The following is a 17,018-nucleotide window of genomic DNA, read 5'->3' as shown; positions in this document are numbered from 1 at the left end:
ACCAACTGCCAGATGTCAGCCGTACCGGTGAGTTGGCTCGAAGGACAGATGGAAGAACTCTACCGTCGCATCCAGGTGCCACGAGAGATCCTCGACCTGATGCGTCCTCGCCTCAAGGAACAGCTCCAGCTCCACAACGCCTCCCGTCACGAAGAACGCGACCAGCTCAAGGCACAGGAACAAGCTATCCGCCGCAAACAGGAGAAGCTCCTCGAAGCCTTCTACGGCCAAGCCCTACCGATGGAGCTGATGGCCAGGGAGCAGAAGCAACTAGAACAGAGCCTGTCTCAGGTCGAGCGTCGACTTAAGTCCTTCGAGGGCGATGACGTGGAGCAAGACGCCCTCCTCGACACTGCCCTTCGTCTCGCCTCGAACTGCTACTCCGCATACAACAAAGCCTCCCCGACCCAGAAGCGTCTTCTGAACCAGGTCTTCTTCGAGAAGGTGCTGGTCTGCTCCCTTGAGGACAAAGACCACCACGTCCACGCCCACCTCGCCCCTTGGACGCTGGTCTTCCGCACCACCAACGTCGCTGAAAACCAGGCAATTGGGCTGGAGCACCAACCCGAGCCAGTACCCGAACAAGAACCGGACGAGAACCTGGCTCTAGGGTTGGATCTAACTCAAGAAACAGAAAAAGCCAGGTCCGAAGACCTGGTTTTCTCTAATAACTTTCGTACTCGTATGTGTAAGCACACGATGGTACCCCGTACGGGATTTGAACCCGTGTTACCGCCGTGAGAGGGCGGCGTCCTAGGCCGCTAGACGAACGGGGCATAGAACTAGTGATTGCTGCTTTAGCAGTTCTCACTGCTGGCCTACCAGGACTCGAACCTAGAATGGCGGTACCAGAAACCGCTGTGTTGCCAATTACACCATAGGCCAATCATTGCATTGAGCTCTGTTCGGAGGGATTGTACTCGCTCCGTCGCGCTCTCTGCAACGGTTTATAACTATAACCACCACCGCCCGAAAGCGCCAAATCGGCAGCTAGTTGGTGATTTTTGAGGCGCCGGGCGAGCGTGGTCTGGTTACCTAATGACAACCATGGAAGTTAGCTAGTAGTTGCTTCCCTACTGAGCGGCGGGGACGAAGGGCGTGCGCTCCTTGGCCGCACGCAGGCGGTAGAGGGTGGAGTCCTTGCCCAGCAGCTCCATGGATTCGAACAGCGGCGGGGAGACGGCCTGGCCGGAGATGGCAACGCGCAGGGCACCGTAAGCCTTGCGGGGCTTGAGTTCGAGGTCCTCGATAAGGGCCTTGGAAAGGGCGGCCTCGATGGTGGCGGTGTTCCAGTTGGCGGGGTCGATGCCTTCGAGAATGTCGATGGAGACCTCAAGGGGCTGGAGGGCGTCTTCCTTGAGGTTCTTCTTCGCGGACTTCTCATCCAGGGTGAGTTCGGCGTCGGGGATGACGAGGAAGGCGAGGAGACCATAGGCTTCGGAAAGCGTCTTGATGCGGGTCTGTAGGAGGTCGGCGGCGAAGGCGAACTTGGCGGCGTCGTAGTCGGCCGGGAAGTCGGTGTATTCGCTCAGGTACTCGCGCAGGCGGGTAGCGAAGTCGGCGGGCTCGAGCAGACGGATGTGGTTGGCATTAATGGCCTCGAGCTTCTTTTGGTCGAAGCGGGCGGGGTTGGCCAACACGTCATGGATGTCGAAATTGGCAACGAGCTCATCGACGGAGAAGATGTCCTGATCGGCAGACAGGGACCAGCCCAGCAGGGAGAGGTAGTTGAGCATGCCCTCCGGGATGATGCCGGCGTCACGGTGGTTGAAGAGGTTGGACTGCGGGTCACGCTTGGAGAGCTTCTTGTTGCCCTCCCCCATGACGAAGGGCAGGTGGCCAAACTCCGGGGTGAAGGTGGCGATGCCGATACCCTTGAGTGCCTCATACATGGCCAGCTGACGCGGGGTGGAGGAAAGAAGATCCTCGCCGCGCAGGACGTGGGTGATGCGCATGAGCGCGTCATCGACTGGGTTGACCAGGGTATAAAGCGGGGCGCCGTTGGAACGGGCGACTACGTAATCCGGCTGGGTGGAGGACTTGAAGGTCAGCTCCCCGCGCACGAGATCATTCCAGGACCAGTCCTGCTCCGGCATGCGCAGGCGCCAGACCGGCTTGCGTCCGGCGGCCTCGAATTCGGCGACCTGCTCTGCGGTGAGATCGCGGTCGAAGTTGTCGTAGCCGAGTTTCGGGTCGCGCCCGGCGGCCTTGTGGCGCTCCTCTACTTCCTCCGCGGTGGAATAGGCCGGATAGACATAGCCGGCCTCCTTGAGCTTTTCAAGGACATTAGCGTAGATGTCCATGCGCTGGGACTGGCGGTAGGGAGCGTCGGGGCCGCCGACGCCCACTCCCTCATCCCAGCCCAGGCCGAGCCAGTTGAGGGAATCGATAATCGCCTGGAAGGATTCCTCGGAATCGCGGGCAGCGTCGGTGTCCTCGATGCGGAAGATGAGCTTGCCGCCGGTGTGGCGCGCATAGGCCCAGTTAAATAGGGCGGTGCGCACCATGCCGACGTGCGGGGTGCCGGTTGGAGATGGGCAGAAACGTACACGAACTTCAGTCATGCCCTACATCGTAGTTCAGGCAGGTGCGCGGCTTGGATAAGGGGAGGAAAGTTGGACAATCTTCCGGTGCGAATTCTGTAGATAAAAGCCCAAGAACTAAGGTGGATGGACATGCACGCAGACAGACCCACCACCGCGCCCGATTTCCTCCTCTCCCGAGCAACGGGATCGGTGCGCACCCAGGGCAGCCTGCGAACCTTCCAGGATCCCCAGGATGCCATCGAGGCACTGCGCGCCGGCGAGGTGGAGATGGTCGTCGGCGCCCTGCCTTTTGATGTGGGTGAGCCGGCTGCGTTGACGGTGCCACGCAGCATCATTCGGGAGGAAGGCCCCCTCGAGCCACATGCCTACTATCGCCAGGGCACGCTGCAGGCCCGCGTGGTGGGTTTTGATCCCGAGCCCGAGGAGCACCTGCGCCGCGTGGAGGCAGCCATTGCCACCATCGAGTCCTCGAAGCTGGAGAAGGTCGTGCTGGCCCGCGCAGTCGACATCGAGTTCGCGCGCCCAGTGGATCCCCGCCTCGTTGCCGCGCGCCTTATTGATCTTTCCGCCAACCGCGATGGATTCATTGCTGATCTCACCCCGGCCGGCCGCCCAGGCGCGATGCTCGTTGGTTCCTCACCGGAGGTACTGGTGAAGAAGCAGGGTTCCACGGTCACGGCCTTTCCGCTGGCCGGGTCTACCCCGCGCTTGGCAGACAAGGCACGCGATTATGTCGCAGGTCAAGACCTCCTGCACTCGGGGAAGGACCTGCGGGAGCACGCATTCGTCGTCAAGCATCTGCGCCGCATCTTGAGCCCCTTGTGTACGCACCTTGACGCACCGGAGACGCCGGAGTTGATGTCCACCAATGAGATGTGGCACCTGGGGACACCGGTGGCCGGCACCCTACAGGATCCGAGTATTAGTGCCCTCGAGCTTGCCACCTTAGTCCATCCCACCCCGGCTATCTGTGGCACCCCTACCGAGGCTGCGCAGGCGCTTATCGATACCGCCGAGACCGACCGCGGCTTCTACGCCGGGGCCGTGGGCTGGTGTGATAGCAGCGGGGACGGAGAATACATGGTGGCCATTCGCTGCGCTGAAGTGGGCGGCGAGGGCCTTAGTGCCCGCGCCTGGGCAGGCGGCGGAATCGTGGAGGATTCCATTGCCGAGGAGGAACTGGCCGAGACCTCGGCCAAGCTGCGCACCATCCTGCGGGCGCTGGGGCTTTAGCGCTGAGCCTGTAACTAAGCCCGAGCGATGGGGTTGATGAGCGAACCCACGCCAGGGATGTCGATCTCGATGGAGTCCCCCGGGACCATCGGTGCAGTGCCAGCCGGAGAACCGGTGGTGATGACGTCACCGGGCAAGAGGGTGAAGGAGGCGGAAATCTCCTCAAGGATGCCGCCCATCTTCACGATCATCTGGTCGGTGTTGGAGTCCTGCTTCTGCTCACGGTGGCCATCATGGGTCAGGAAAGCGTTGATCTTCTGATCATCGAGGTTGAGCTTGTCCAGGTCAGTTTCGATCCAGGGGCCGAGCGGGCAGAAGGTGTCCATGCCCTTGGCGCGCGCCCACTGCCCGTCCTGAAATTGCAGGTCACGGGAGGAAACATCGTTGCAGATGGTATAACCCAAGACGTGGTCTTTCCAGTTTTCAGCCTTGATATTCTTCGAAGGCTTGGAGATGACAACGGCTAGCTCGCCCTCGAACTCCACCTTGGTGGCGAATTCCGGGATCTTGATCGGGGCGCCTGGGCCGATGACCGCGGTAGAGGGCTTGATAAAGATGGTCGGCGGAAGCGAATCCGCGGACTGCTTGAATACCTCGGCGACGTGGTCGGCGTAGTTGCGTCCCAGCGCAACGACCTTGGTGGGCAAGGTAGGAGCCAGGAGGCGGACATCGCTCAACTTCCACTCGCGTCCGGTTGGCTCCGGGCTGGTAAAGGGCGTTCCAGCAATTTCCTTCGCTACTAGTTGTTCTGCTGGAGCTTCATCGGGGCCGTCAATAACGGCAAAACATATCCCATCAGGGTGAGCAATTCTTCCTAAACGCATAACGGCCATACTACTAAGATCCTCATTAACGGCTATGCAAAGGCTCCACTTAATTGTTGTTAATCTGTGTAACACGGGTGAGGTCGCCCAAGGTATCACTCCCCCGGTCTGCGCTCAGGGCCAAGTAGAGCTCGGCACAGGCCAGGGCATCGCTGAGAGCATTGTGCGCTGCATAGCGTGGCAATCCATAGCGCTCACGCACCCGGGGTAGACGCAGGTCTTCTCCACGCGGGTAGGTCCCCATCCGCTCCATGTGCCGGCGCTCCAAGGCAAAAGTATCCACCACCCGCAGCCGCGGCTGCACACCATGGAGCCTCGTGGTAGCTGCGCTCAAGAAACCCACTTCTAAGGCGGCGAAGTGTGCCAGCAGCGCCCTTCCGCGCAGCGCATCGAGCAATCTCGCGATGGCCTCGTCATAGTCCACTCCCGCCTCCAAAGCCTGGTCCGTCAGGCCGTGGATGGTGGCCGAGTCCCCCACCTGCGATCCTTTGATGAGGACGTAGCCCGCCTGTGCCAGGATTATTCGCCCGCCTGTGACCGGCACCCAGCCGATGGAAAGAAGGCGGTCCTTACCCGGACGCACTCCGGTGGTCTCCATGTCCACCGCCAAAAGGTCAAGCTCGGCCACGCTTGTCGAAGGCGCCGGCGCCTGCAGGTCCAGCCGGTCTCGAAAGCGATCGAAGATACCCATCAGATATTCCGAACGGGATACTTCGTGGCCAGCGCCGATTGCATGGACTTAATAGCCCGGAAGGCATCACGCAGCCGTTCGCGCTCGAGCTTGGTCAAGGACTTAGGAGAAATGTGATAATCCGGCGCCTCACCCGCCCGCAGCTGCGCTGCTTGGTGGCGCAGCCCTATAAAGGTGAGGAAATCAAAGGCATCCTCCAGATCTCTCGCCCCCTGGGCACTAACCGTATCCCCAGCGGATTGGCGCAGGCGCTCGCGCGTATCTACGGCTTCCATCCCCCCTGCCAGGGCAAAAAGACGCGCCATCTGGACAATGCCAGCCGTTCCGCCCTTCTTGATGTCAAGGGTGTCGGCGTAGTCCCCATCGCGTTCAACCACGAGCCCGCGGAAGAATGTCAAAGGCGGCTCGCGGCGCGCGGCTAGGCTTGCTAAGTGAGCGTGGAGCCTGCGCGCGGGGCGGGCGGCGGAAACCGCATAGGAATGCACCTCGGAGACGAGCTGCTGTGCGCCAAAGATGGACCGCATATCGAAAAAGATCTGCGCGTTGAGCAGGGCATCCGGCTCTGGTGCGGCAATCCAATCGTGGAAGGTTGCCTTCCAGTCAGATACCGTCATGCGCCAGCGCGGCACCATTGCCATCATCTCCCCGGGGCACAGCACCTGGCCCGCGCCGGCCAAGCCGCTGCAGACATACTCACTCAATTGCGCAAAGTACTCCCCGTGCGCGGCCTCATCATAGGAATCATCTAAGACCAGCGCATTGTCTTGATCAGAGGCCATTGCCATCTCGCGTCTGCCTTGTGAGCCCACCGCGACGAAGGCATAAGGCACAGGAGGCGGGCCCAGTTCTTCCTCTGCGAGGGTGCACAGTCGGCGGCCAAGGGCGTCGGCAGCCAGGGTGAGCATGCTCGCCGCCTCCTGCGGCGAGCTGCCGCGTTCTACGTAGCGCGCGGCCAGGGTAGCTGCCTCACCATATGCGCCTTCCAAGGCTGCGGGCGAGGATCGCCGGCTAAAGTCTGCGGTGAGATAAATGGGGTCATTGTGCAAAAGCCGCGTGATATCGCTCTGGCTGATGATCCCGGCGAGCTTGCCACTATCAACCACAGGCAGATGGTGAATGGACATCTGTGCCATGTGCAGCAGCGCCTCCATAGCCGGCGCATCGGAGGCCACCGTGACTGGGTGCGGGGTCATAATCTCGGAGACAGGCGTAGCTGGATCTACCCCGGCGGCCAGTACTCGAGCGCGTAAGTCACGATCGGTGATGATCCCTTGCAGCCTCGTGCCCTGTGCAATGAGCAAGGAGGATACCCCACGCTCAGCCATCAATGTGGCGGCCTCGCGGATGCTGGTCTCAGGCGTTGCCTGCAACGCCGGCTCGCCCAAGAGCTCGGAGATCTTGGTGCGCAGGACATCGGTCGGCGCGTCATCCACGAGCTCCTTTGCTGCTGCTCGGACTTGGCGCGACTGGGCTGAGTAAAAGCGCTCGACCGCCGGATTCTCCTCAATAAGAGCGAGAAAACCGGGGCGATCTAGCTCAAAGAGGAGGCTATCTTCTACGGCCTCGAGGGAAAAGTGGCTCAGAGAGCCACTGACCAGCGAGGAGTAGCCACAGGCAAAACCCGCCTCACGGCGATCCAAGAGCAGTCCGTCCGGGTCGATGACATCGACCGCTCCAGAGCGGATGATAAAAAGAGTATCGTTGTTCGCTCCTGCGGCAACGAGTTCTTCCCCGCGGCGTGCGTAGCGAATACGCAACGCCGCGGAAAGCTCATCAAGGACGGGGCCTGTAAGGCGGGAAAAGGGCTCATGCTGGGCGAGGAAGCCACGGACCTCGTCTAGTTCGACGCTCATGCGTCAAACATACCGTGTGGCTAGGCCAGTGCGGCCGCGATTCGATCCCCAATTTCCGTGGTATTGAGCGGGCCATCTCCACGAGTGGAGACATCCGCCGCCACGGCCTCCTCGATGCGGGCCGCATTGGCCTCGTCGCCGAGGTGGCGCAGCAGCATAGCTGCGGACAATATAGCCGCGGAGGGATCGGCGATTCCCTTGCCAGCGATATCCGGCGCCGAGCCGTGGACGGGCTCAAACATCGAAGGATTCTTTCCGGAAGCATCGATGTTTCCGGAAGCTGCCAAGCCAATACCGCCCGTGACGGCCCCTGCCAGATCCGTAAGGATATCGCCAAAGAGGTTATCCGTGACGATGACATCATAGCGACCGGGATCTGTGACCATGTAGATGGTAGCGGCGTCGATATGGTTGTAGTCCACCTCGACGTCCGGGAACTCACTGGCTACCTCATCCACGGTGCGCTGCCACAGGCCGCCGGCATTAACGAGCACGTTGGTCTTGTGCACCAGCGTGAGGTGGCCGCGACGCGCCTGCGCGCGGGCGAAGGCATCACGCACGACGCGTTCGACGCCGAAGCGCGTGTTCTGGGAGATCTCGCTAGCGATCTCGTGCTCGGTACCTTCGCGCAGGGTTCCGCCGTTACCGCAGTAGAGCCCTTCGGTGCCTTCACGAACGACGACGAAGTCGATCGCGCCGGGATTAGCCAGCGGAGAATGAGAGGTGGGATAGAGCTTGGAGGGACGCAGATTAACGTGATGATCGAGTGCGAAGCGCATCTTGAGCAGGAGGCCACGCTCCAAGATGCCGGGAGGAACCGAACCTGGGGCGCCAACGGCACCCAGCAAGATTGCGTCATGCTCGCGCAGTGAAGCGAGATCTTCCTCGGTGAGAAGCTCGCCGTTGCGCAGATAGCGCCGAGCGCCCAGATCATAATCGGTGGTTTCGATATCATCGCGCACTGCACGCAAAACCTTCAGCGCCTCCGCCGTTACCTCTGGTCCGATGCCGTCTCCGCCAATAACCGCGAGTTTCATTTTGCGGGATTCCTTTCTCACGTGCTGGATAATTTGCTCCAGCTTAGCACGCAAGAAAAATGGCGGAGAGGGATCCGAAATCCGGATCCCTCTCCGCCTGACTAACGGCGTAACTTAGGCGTCGAAGTCGATCTGCTGGCTCGTTGCGCCCAGTGCGGCGTCGATGTCAGCAACCAAATCCTCTGGGACCTCGCGGTCCACACGCAGAATCAGCACTGCATCGCTGTCTTCTTTACCCTGCGTCAGCGCTGCAGCCTCAATGTTGATGCCCGCGGCACCCAACTTGGTGCCCACGGTTCCCAAGGCACCAGGCGCATCGGCGTAGGAGAAGAAGAGGTTACGGCCCATAGCGCGCATGTCGACGCCACGCGCGTCAATGCGGATGATCTTCTCCACCCCGTCGATTCCGGTCAGGGCACCGGTCAGAGTGCTCGTGGAGCCATCCGCCGCGATGACGGTAACAACGAGGGAGGAGCGCTGACCCTTGGACTCGGCCTTGGTGGAGACGTTAACCTCAACACCGCGTGCCTCAGCAATCTGCATAGCGTTAACAAAGGTCACTGGCTCAGAGATAACTCCGCTGAACAAGCCGCGTACTGCGGACAAGCCTAGGGCGCTGACATCCTCGTTGGAGAGCTCGCCGCAGGCCTGAACCTTGATGGCAACCGGCGCCTGTGCGAGCAACTTGCCCGCGGCCAGACCGAGCTTGCGGGACAGATCGAGCCAACCGGCAACTTCCTCGCCCACAGATCCACCGGAAACGTTGACGGCGTCTGCCACGAACTCGCCGGCCAGGGCCTTGAGAACGGAATCTGCAACGTCAGTACCGGCGCGATCCTGCGCCTCGACAGTGGAGGCACCCAGGTGCGGGGACACCGTCACCTCAGGCAGGCCGAAGAGCGGCGAGTCGGTGCAGGGCTCGGTGGCATAAACATCGAAGCCCGCGCCGCGGTGGTGTCCTGCACGGATGGAGTCCGCCAAGGCCTGCTCGTCAACGAGTCCACCACGGGCTGCGTTAATGATGATCTGGCCCTTCTTGGCCTTGGCCAAGACGTCCTTGTCAAACATGCCTGCGGTTTCCGGGGTCTTGGGCAGGTGAATGGTGACAAAGTCTGCACGTGCCATGAGCTCCTCGAGCGGAACCAAATCAACGCCGAGGGCGGCGGCGCGAGCCGGGTTGGCATAGGGATCGTAGGCAATGATGCTGGCCTCAAAGGCCTTCAGGCGCTTGGCAAAGAGCTGACCGATGTGGCCAAAGCCTACGATTCCCACGGTCTTGCCGTAGATTTCCACGCCTTTAAAGGAGGAACGCTTCCACTCGCCCTCACGCAGCGAATGGTCTGCCGAAGGAATCTGACGCGCGGTGGCCAGAAGCAGGGCGATGGCCTGCTCGCAAGCGGAGTGGATGTTGGAGGTCGGCGCGTTGACCACCATGATGCCGCGTGCGGTGGCGGCGGGGATGTCAACGTTGTCCAGGCCCACACCTGCGCGGCCGACAATCTTCAGGTTGGAGCCGGCAGTGAGGACTTCCTCATCGACGGTGGTGGCGGAGCGCACCAAGAGCGCATCCGCCTCGGGGACCGCGGCCAAGAGCTCGGGGCGGTTGGGGCCATCTACCCAACGGACCTCAACGGAATCCCCAAGGGCTTCCACGGTGGAGGGGGCAAGTTTATCGGCGATGAGAACTACCGGCTTCGACATATCTTCCTTCAACTCGACTCTCTGTATGAGGCGTCTGCGCGCAAGTCTCGCTGAGAGTTGAGCGAGCACGGCACAAACGATGAATTGAAGCGTAGTTTATTGCTCGTAGCCCCGCGAGATCTTTTCGCTTATTTCTTCCGGGCGACCAAATTCTGGTCCCAGCGCGATGAGGGAACCGTGCTCCAAGCCGATGACCATTGCAGCACTGGCCTTCGACGCCATGAGCTCAGAATTGGGCATAACCAGTACGGATCCGCCATAGGCGTTGGCGTTGATAACATTGGCCAATGGCGTCGCTGCGGTTGCAATCATATTAGGGGCCATTTGTGAATCGCGTCTCGACTGCCCTTCAATGGCCGGCATCGTACGTTCCTCATCGCTGCGAAGCAAAGGCTCCCACGCTGCCTTGAGCTCAGTTTTCTCATCCGTATCGAGCTGCGCCACGGCCTCTACCATCTGGGACGGACTCGCCACGACCTTCGAGGTAAACTGAAAAGCCGTGAACTGCCCCATCGCCGCGGTGGTGCCCGGATCATGGACAACCTCAAGGGAGCCTTCTGCCTCGGCCCACGACACCTTTCCCACGGTGACAACCTGCTCGACTTCTAAGTCTCGAACCAACTGCATTATCGCGCCGCGGTCTTCGTCGCTGTAGACCACCACCGGCACGCGTTGGGATACAGCCAGAGACGCCGCGCGCAACAGCGCCGAGTCGCGGTCCTCGGCCACGATGAGGGTACGCGTATTCGAAAAGAAAGTACGAGCGCTTTCAATGCCGGTGGAATCCTCTATGACCTCGATCTGATTCTCAAACTTTGGATCAACCAGGCGGTGCGTATTTTCGGCGCGAGCCTTCTCAAGATCAATCTCCGAGTCCGGCAGCGAGGTGATGCTGGGGGAAACCAGCTTCTCGCTGCCTCCGATTCCAGAGCAGGCCGAAAGGGCCGCCGCTAGGACAAGAATTGAGAGCGAGGCACCAAAGATTCTAACGGGCAAAGGCCTGTGGCCCTTCCTCGCCCCCTGCAAGATCTTCCTCGTCCACGTCACGGATGACGGGTTTGCCCAAAGCATGTTCAACGATGCCGACGAAGCGCTCACGCCTGTCGATGAAGAACTCCTCCGCCTTGGCAGCGTGCAAAAGCTCGGGGTCGAGATCGTGGGATTCGAGCACCGCATCAAACTCGGGATCTTCCATGATGGACTTGGACTGCACGCGCGGCAGGTAGCGGGCCGGCGAGTTGCCATCGATGACAACCTCAGTGCGCTTGCCCATGGGGGTGCGGTTAAGAACCGACTCGGCGAGAACCTTGTCCACTCCGTGACGCTGGCACCAATTCAGCGGGAAGATGGCGTAGAAGCCGGGACGCAGACTCTCTACTGTCTTCCGGTTGAACTTTTCTCCCGTCCGCCAGTCTTGGGCACCACGCGACATCAGCAGGGCATAGATGCCGTGCCACACGCCATCGTGCGCGTCCACGGACAACAGGCGCGACTCGCGGAACTTAGCATCACGAACGGTTTTAGGAATCTCTTCCGTGGTTCCAGAGACCCACTCGGTCACTTCTTCGACGTCCCGTGCTGCACGCAACTTGACGGCGGAAGATCCATAAAGCTCGCCGAATACGCCACACCAGAACCATTGGTTGATCTTGTCCCAAGCCTCTTGGCTCGACAAGACCCCACTGCGCTGCGCCAGCCGGGCCAGAATAACCGCGAGGGGAATGATCTGCTCAGTGTAGGGAACCTGTTCAATACTAAAGATGCAGCGCTGCGCCAAGAATGCAGCCACCTCGCGGAAAGTAATGCGCAACGAGGCCGACGCGCTCTTGTATTCATTGAGCGTGAGCTTGACGATGTCGCCCCGCTCACCGCCGGCCCTGCCGCGCTCGCCACTGACCAGCAGGGAGACTGCAGAGAGGAACTCATTGCGCCCGATCCCGTCCAGTGCTGGGGCGCGACGGAGATCCTTTTCCACCAGGGTCCAGTCTTGTGCCAAGTGGAAGTGCGAATCTTCCGAGGCGAATACAGCGGTGAGCAGATCGAATACGTCCATCTGCAGCCCCGCCGAGTTGGCCTGCGCGAAGATGGAGCCAACACCGGTGAGCGGGGTCTCGCGCGCAATGCGGATCATGGGTACGTCATAGGCCGCCAGTGGGCGCAAGATGCGGTTATTGAAGGCGGCGAGAGCCTCTCGGTCTTCCCCCTCGCTCTGGGCGGCGAGTTCGAACAGCATCGACGTACCCTCCTCACTCAACAGCGAAGCTACAGGCAAGCAATAGGCATCGATGGCCTGCTGCCTATCCACGATGGAGGAGACAATGGTGGGCGCAAAGTGGGAGCGGATCTCCCCGTTTTGATTGACGGCAAATACCGCATCATCCGGCATGACGTCTTCTTGGGTGGCGCGGCGAATATCCACGTAGAAAGTGCGGGTGATCTTCTTCGAACGAAAGTCCTTAGTTGAGACGCTTCCCGAGCCGCGCAGGCAGTGATAGAGCGTGGTTAGGCGCTGCTGCCCGTCCAGCAGTAGTAAGCCCGGCTTGACCCCAGTATCCGGCGCGCCTGTGAGCGGACGCGGACGAAAACGCATCTTCTCATTGCGCGTGTCCAAGGCCATGAACGCGCCGATGGGAAAACCTCTCAGCACGGTGACGATAAGTGAGCGAATGCGGTCCTCGTCCCAGGCATAATCGCGCTGGAAATCAGGCAGCTGAATATCGCCGCGATCAACCCGGGCGAAGAGGTCGGTGAGGTCATAGCTTGGCGTCGAAAAACCCATGAGCCCAAGCCTACCCCCATAATGTCCTCGGCGCGTCCGGCGTAATCTCGCCTCCTGAGGCGTCCCTGTGCTCTGCGGGGGCGTGGCCTTCTGCTTGAATGAAAGATCTAACCTAGCAACGCCCCTTTTTAGCTTTTCTCACCGCGGCGCTTCACATCTACTAGGAGACCGGAGACCCTACATCGTGCTAGAGCAACAGTCAGCCCCCCGTTCCGAGTACTTTCTTCCTTCCGGCACCCAGCCTGCCGTTGTTGACGTGGTCGGCGAGTTCTATCATGCCGATGCAATCCAGGCGGTTATCTCTGGGATAAACCCAGAGGAAGATGGCAGTTTCCGCTTTGCGGTGACTATCGTCCCAGAACCAGATAACCACAGCTCTGCTGCAGGCACTGCCCTCTCGGTGCGTCACGGGGATGAGGTCTTGGGGTATATCCCCGAGTCCTTGAGCCCCGCTTACTTTCCGGAGTTCTCCCGACTTTATGAGAGCGGTGCCATCGCGATGACGATGGCTAAAGCACTCGTCGAGCCACGGCTCGACGGCACATCGGGGTTTCAGCTGCGTTTGGCCTTGTCGGATCCCAATACCAATGTTCCCGCAAATGATCCCCCTGGCGATCCGTGGGCGCTGCTCCCCTTCGGCGAGGAACTCGCGGTGGAGACGGCGCCGGATGCGGGCTTCGCCAAGCAGAACCTTCCCCAAGCTGTGCTTGTCACCGTCCACGAGCGAGCCGGGCAGACTGTCGCGCTGCTTGATGTCTATGTCGACGGCGCAATCTACGGGCGGCTCCGGGACACCGACTCTGAGGACCTCCTCCCCCTTGTACGTCACTACGAGGCCCTCGGCCTTATCGTCGCGGGATATGCCACGGCGGATTCACAAGGCCGGCTCTGTGTGCATTCCAAGCGTGCCGCACAGGCCAGCGAGGATGACCTCGAGCCGCAGGTCAGTCCCCTGCCGCCGCTTATTCCTCTGGCGCCACTATCACCATCAGCAGTGGAACCAGCGCCAAGCGCAGTACCTCAGTCACCGTCGCCTTTTGCCGCAGCCAGCAACGGCGCCAACGACGGCGGCGAATCTGCCAAAGAACTGTCCAATCCCTTCCTCGACCCGCGCCCGCAACCTCAGTCGGCACCCCAACCGGCTTCCCCTGCTAATGGACAGGCTTCTCCGACCTTGGGCAGCCCAAGTGCTTTTAGCTACCCCAGCCCCTCTGCGCCAACTACGCCTACTGCGGTGCCTGCGCAGCGCCAAGCCCCGGCACCGGCGGCGGGTCCCTCGCCCTACGGCTCCCCTTATTCCGGGCCCTATGGCCTCTCGCCCCAAGAGGAATCACCGCTAACTGTGGCGAACGTCTTTTCAGAACAGATCAATCGCCCCGCGATGTGGCTGTTGTGGCTGTTCACCGGAGTTTTGGGCGGCCACCGTTTCTACCTCGGCAACTACGGCATTGGCACCCTCCAGTTGCTTACCTGTGGTGGCTTCGGTGTGTGGACGCTTGCCGACGCCTTCTTGATCTCCAACCGTGCACGCAACATTGAAAACGGAGTGGAACCGCGCTGGAAGTTCTAATGCGGCTCCGTGTGGAATTCAGCACAAACGGTTTCGTGACCTAGGTGCTCTTTAGTCTCAACTTGAATGGTGGCGTGGTTTATACCGTGCTGACGGAATACCTCTTGCACTGCATCAAGAATGTGGCAGCGATCGGCACCCGCGTCCACGACCACATGGCAGGTCCCCAGCTGATGCACGCCGTCGTGGGACCACACATGCACATCGTGGACGGCGTGGACTTGGTCTAGGCTGGCCACCTCTTTCTCGAGCTCTTCGACCTCGATGGCGTGGGGAACCCAATCCATGAGAACCGTGAGGGCTTTCCACGCCAAGGAGCACGCGCGCGGCAAGATGAGGGCGACAATGAGCAGCGAGGCCACCGTATCGAACCACTCGATGCCAGTGAGCAGCATGAGCACACCGGCGACGATCACCGCTAGTGATCCAAAGAGATCGACCAGAATATGGAGATAGGCCCCTCGCACATTAAGGCTGGTGCGCTGGTGTCCGTGCAGGATTAGTGCTCCTATTACGTTAGCGGCCAGGCCGATGACGCCCACGATGAGCATGAGGCGGACATCGATGTCTTCGTGAGCACCAAAGCGCATCACCGCGGTGACGGCAATCCACACGGTTACGGCCAGCACCGTGACAGCGTTGAGCAAGGAGGCGACGACCTCGACGCGCCCCATGCCATAAGTGGCCTTTGCGCTGCTTCCCTTGGCCGCAACGACCGCGGCAATCAGCGCAACGATGAGGCCAGCGGAATCACTGAGCATATGCATCGCATCCGAGAGCAAAGCCAAGGAACCTGAAAGCAACGCACCGATGAGCTCAGCGAAAAAAATGACCCCAGTCACGGCTAAAACGCTCGCCAGATACTTCCAGCTCTGGTTCTTAGCTGGTGCCCCGACATGCGGCGCGGCGGAGGAATGCTCGTGAATATGCATACCCTAACCCTACGCCGATTTTCACTAAGATGAGAGTATTGAAAATGTGCACGCCAGCACCAGCACCTAGTAAACGGTGGCTGAACACGAAGAGAAACGATGAAATCGCCCCGTCCGTCGCCAGAATGTCCACCACTCGAGATAGGTGCTAGCCTAGAGTCGAAATTACTTAAACCTTAAAGTTATGGAATGAAAAACAGCATGAACTCAACTCAGCTACGCACCCAGGGGCCAAGCGGCGTTGCGTCCCTCGAGGCAATGAAAGCGTCAAGAATACTGGGAATCCTCGTAATTGTGATAGGCATCGGATTCTTCCTGGGAGGGAGCATTGGATGGTTCACCGTCAAGTCTCAACTGGCCGATGAGCAGATCACGGTATCGGACAATGCGGAAAGTCACGCAGGAAAGAAGGTTGAAGGGCCATTTACCGCCTTCGCCCAAGCGAACGCGGTAAAGAAGGACGTCCTAGAAGCAACCGCGGGCAGAACATTCGCACAGCTGGAAATGGACGAACCCGTCCGTGAAATGGCTTTGCAGGGCGCTTCCGTCCGTACCTCTCTCCTGACGTCCGCTCTTTCTTTCGGCGTATCCTCCTTGGCTGCCGGCAGTGGCATAAGCTTTGTTCTTCTTGGCTCAGCATTGATTTTAAGAACCCGACGGGACTAACTTAGTCTTCGCATTAGTTAAGGCCCCATCTGACTCTCGGTCAGTGGGGCCTTAACTAGTTAATATGAGAACTCTGTGACCGGCAATTCGGTCTCTAGGCGGTGGCGTCAAGCGGGTCCTTGACCCAGCTCATGAGGTCGCGCAGCTTGGCGCCAGTGACCTCAATCGGGTGCGCAGCAACCTCAGCGCGCAGACCCTCAAGCTCCTTGTTGCCACCCTCAACGTTGGCAACGAGGCGCTTGACGAAGGTGCCGTCCTGAATGTCAGTCAAGACATCCTTCATGCGAGCCTTAACATCCTCGTTGATGATGCGCGGGCCGGAGATGTATCCACCGAACTCAGCGGTATCGGAGATGGAGTAGTTCATGTTGGCCAGGCCACCCTCGTAGATGAGATCAACAATGAGCTTCATCTCGTGGCAAACCTCGAAGTAAGCCATCTCGGGCTCGTAGCCGGCCTCAGTCAGGACCTCGAAGCCGGTCATGATGAGCTGCTCCAGGGAGCCACAGAGAACTGCCTGCTCACCGAAGAGGTCGGTCTCGGTCTCATCCTTGAAGGTGGTGGGGATGACGCCGGCGCGAGCACCGCCGATAGCAGCAGCGTAGGACAGAGTCAGGTCGTGGCCTTCACCCTTGGGGTCCTGGGCAGTGGCGATGAGGCAAGGAACGCCCTTTCCATCGATGAACTGGCGACGAACCAGGTGACCTGGCCCCTTAGGAGCAACCATTCCAATGGTGATGGAAGCATCCGGCTTGATGAGGCCGAAGTGGATGTTCAGGCCGTGGCCGAAGAACAAGGCGTTGCCTGCCTCCAAGTTGGGCTCGATGTCCTCTGCGAAGATCTTGGCCTGGGAGGTATCCGGTGCCAGCAGGACAACCACGTCGGCCCACTTGGAAGCCTCAGCATTGCTCATGACCTTGAAACCGGCCTCTTCAGCCTTCTGACGGGACTTGGAGCCTTCACGCAGGCCGATGACGACCTCAACGCCGGAATCGCGCAGGTTCTGAGCGTGCGCGTGCCCCTGGGAGCCGTAGCCGATAACGGCTACCTTGCGGCCCTGGATGATGGACAGATCGGCGTCGTCGTCATAAAAAGTCTCAATTGCCATTTTCTTAAAATCTCCTTGAGGTTGAAAGCCGTGTGGCGGGTATCTCTATTGTTCTATTAATACCACACGGCGGGATAA

General features: G+C 60.1%; 15 protein-coding genes and 2 tRNA genes. 3 read left to right on the top strand and 14 right to left on the bottom strand.

The features are described 5' to 3' along the window. Positions 1–15: 15 nt before the first annotated feature. From F4V60_RS12745 to gltX, 5 genes are all read right to left on the bottom strand, one after another. Positions 16–231, bottom strand: a complete 216-nt coding sequence (locus F4V60_RS12745; protein ID WP_249041624.1) for a hypothetical protein — start codon at positions 229–231, stop codon at positions 16–18. A gap of 39 nt (positions 232–270) precedes the next feature. Beyond that, positions 271–561 carry a hypothetical protein gene (locus F4V60_RS12740; protein WP_249041623.1) on the bottom strand — a complete coding sequence of 97 codons (291 nt, stop codon included), beginning with the start codon at positions 559–561 and terminating at the stop codon, positions 271–273. A gap of 139 nt (positions 562–700) precedes the next feature. Further along, positions 701–776 (bottom strand) — tRNA-Glu (locus F4V60_RS05355). A gap of 37 nt (positions 777–813) precedes the next feature. Next, a tRNA-Gln gene (locus tag F4V60_RS05350) sits at positions 814–885 on the bottom strand. 188 nt (positions 886–1,073) lie between these two features. Then, positions 1,074–2,564, bottom strand: coding sequence for a glutamate--tRNA ligase (gene gltX, locus F4V60_RS05345; RefSeq protein WP_075729683.1), 1,491 nt, complete (start codon positions 2,562–2,564; stop codon positions 1,074–1,076). Positions 2,565–2,675: 111 nt separating this feature from the next. Between gltX and F4V60_RS05340 the strand changes: the two genes are divergently transcribed. Beyond that, complete coding sequence (locus F4V60_RS05340; protein WP_075729682.1) at positions 2,676–3,779, top strand: isochorismate synthase; 1,104 nt, start codon at positions 2,676–2,678, stop codon at positions 3,777–3,779. Between the two features lie 14 nt (positions 3,780–3,793). Here the strand turns inward: F4V60_RS05340 and F4V60_RS05335 are convergent, their stop codons facing one another. From F4V60_RS05335 to F4V60_RS05305, 7 genes are all read right to left on the bottom strand, one after another. Then, positions 3,794–4,603: a fumarylacetoacetate hydrolase family protein gene (locus F4V60_RS05335; protein ID WP_174775500.1), complete on the bottom strand. Its 810-nt coding sequence runs from the start codon at positions 4,601–4,603 to the stop codon at positions 3,794–3,796. A gap of 49 nt (positions 4,604–4,652) precedes the next feature. After that, the gene (locus F4V60_RS05330; protein ID WP_075729680.1) at positions 4,653–5,294 is read right to left on the bottom strand and encodes a 3'-5' exonuclease; all 642 of its coding nucleotides are present in this window, start codon (positions 5,292–5,294) and stop codon (positions 4,653–4,655) included. Continuing rightward, positions 5,294–7,147 carry a DUF294 nucleotidyltransferase-like domain-containing protein gene (locus F4V60_RS05325; RefSeq protein ID WP_075729679.1) on the bottom strand — a complete coding sequence of 618 codons (1,854 nt, stop codon included), beginning with the start codon at positions 7,145–7,147 and terminating at the stop codon, positions 5,294–5,296. Before F4V60_RS05325 ends, F4V60_RS05330 begins: the two co-directional genes overlap by 1 nt. A gap of 20 nt (positions 7,148–7,167) precedes the next feature. Next, on the bottom strand, positions 7,168–8,184 hold the full coding sequence (locus tag F4V60_RS05320) for a 3-isopropylmalate dehydrogenase (protein ID WP_075729678.1): 1,017 nt from the start codon (positions 8,182–8,184) through the stop codon (positions 7,168–7,170). 114 nt (positions 8,185–8,298) lie between these two features. Beyond that, entirely contained in the window at positions 8,299–9,885 is a 1,587-nt protein-coding gene (gene serA / locus F4V60_RS05315; protein WP_075729677.1) for a phosphoglycerate dehydrogenase, read from the bottom strand. A gap of 96 nt (positions 9,886–9,981) precedes the next feature. After that, positions 9,982–10,881, bottom strand: coding sequence for a hypothetical protein (locus F4V60_RS05310; protein ID WP_075729676.1), 900 nt, complete (start codon positions 10,879–10,881; stop codon positions 9,982–9,984). Further along, the gene (locus F4V60_RS05305; protein WP_075729675.1) at positions 10,871–12,664 is read right to left on the bottom strand and encodes a GmrSD restriction endonuclease domain-containing protein; all 1,794 of its coding nucleotides are present in this window, start codon (positions 12,662–12,664) and stop codon (positions 10,871–10,873) included. The genes F4V60_RS05310 and F4V60_RS05305 overlap by 11 nt, the downstream gene beginning before the upstream one ends. Positions 12,665–12,848: 184 nt before the next feature. Here F4V60_RS05305 and F4V60_RS12595 point away from each other — a divergent pair, with 184 nt between their 5' ends. Further along, the gene (locus F4V60_RS12595; protein ID WP_075729674.1) at positions 12,849–14,234 is read left to right on the top strand and encodes a TM2 domain-containing protein; all 1,386 of its coding nucleotides are present in this window, start codon (positions 12,849–12,851) and stop codon (positions 14,232–14,234) included. Here F4V60_RS12595 and F4V60_RS05295 read toward each other — a convergent pair. Continuing rightward, complete coding sequence (locus tag F4V60_RS05295; protein WP_084559144.1) at positions 14,231–15,166, bottom strand: cation diffusion facilitator family transporter; 936 nt, start codon at positions 15,164–15,166, stop codon at positions 14,231–14,233. The two genes, F4V60_RS12595 and F4V60_RS05295, sit on opposite strands and share 4 nt — an antisense overlap. 201 nt (positions 15,167–15,367) lie before the next feature. Between F4V60_RS05295 and F4V60_RS05290 the strand changes: the two genes are divergently transcribed. Further along, positions 15,368–15,832, top strand: a complete 465-nt coding sequence (locus F4V60_RS05290; RefSeq protein WP_232315990.1) for a hypothetical protein — start codon at positions 15,368–15,370, stop codon at positions 15,830–15,832. 94 nt (positions 15,833–15,926) lie between these two features. On the opposite strand, the gene ilvC is transcribed toward F4V60_RS05290, so the two are convergent. Continuing rightward, positions 15,927–16,940 carry a ketol-acid reductoisomerase gene (gene ilvC, locus F4V60_RS05285; RefSeq protein WP_075729673.1) on the bottom strand — a complete coding sequence of 338 codons (1,014 nt, stop codon included), beginning with the start codon at positions 16,938–16,940 and terminating at the stop codon, positions 15,927–15,929. Between the last annotated feature and the right edge of the window lie 78 nt (positions 16,941–17,018).

This window comes from Corynebacterium flavescens, assembly GCF_008693105.1.
Classification (GTDB): Bacteria; Actinomycetota; Actinomycetes; order Mycobacteriales; family Mycobacteriaceae; genus Corynebacterium; species Corynebacterium flavescens.
The sequence above is the reverse complement of the archived record's forward strand: the minus strand, read 5'-3'. Positions and strand labels throughout refer to the sequence as shown.

What these genes read in the sequence shown, in the direction of transcription:
- F4V60_RS05335 (WP_174775500.1), bottom strand. Translation starts at nt 4,603, where the DNA reads ATGCGTTTAGGAAGAATTGCTCACCCTGATGGGATATGTTTTGCCGTT.
- F4V60_RS05340 (WP_075729682.1), top strand. Translation starts at nt 2,676, where the DNA reads ATGCACGCAGACAGACCCACCACCGCGCCCGATTTCCTCCTCTCCCGA.
- F4V60_RS05295 (WP_084559144.1), bottom strand. Translation starts at nt 15,166, where the DNA reads ATGCATATTCACGAGCATTCCTCCGCCGCGCCGCATGTCGGGGCACCA.
- ilvC (WP_075729673.1), bottom strand. Translation starts at nt 16,940, where the DNA reads ATGGCAATTGAGACTTTTTATGACGACGACGCCGATCTGTCCATCATC.
- gltX (WP_075729683.1), bottom strand. Translation starts at nt 2,564, where the DNA reads ATGACTGAAGTTCGTGTACGTTTCTGCCCATCTCCAACCGGCACCCCG.
- F4V60_RS05290 (WP_232315990.1), top strand. Translation starts at nt 15,368, where the DNA reads ATGAACTCAACTCAGCTACGCACCCAGGGGCCAAGCGGCGTTGCGTCC.
- F4V60_RS05320 (WP_075729678.1), bottom strand. Translation starts at nt 8,184, where the DNA reads ATGAAACTCGCGGTTATTGGCGGAGACGGCATCGGACCAGAGGTAACG.
- F4V60_RS05330 (WP_075729680.1), bottom strand. Translation starts at nt 5,294, where the DNA reads ATGGGTATCTTCGATCGCTTTCGAGACCGGCTGGACCTGCAGGCGCCG.
- F4V60_RS05325 (WP_075729679.1), bottom strand. Translation starts at nt 7,147, where the DNA reads ATGAGCGTCGAACTAGACGAGGTCCGTGGCTTCCTCGCCCAGCATGAG.
- F4V60_RS05305 (WP_075729675.1), bottom strand. Translation starts at nt 12,664, where the DNA reads ATGGGTTTTTCGACGCCAAGCTATGACCTCACCGACCTCTTCGCCCGG.
- serA (WP_075729677.1), bottom strand. Translation starts at nt 9,885, where the DNA reads ATGTCGAAGCCGGTAGTTCTCATCGCCGATAAACTTGCCCCCTCCACC.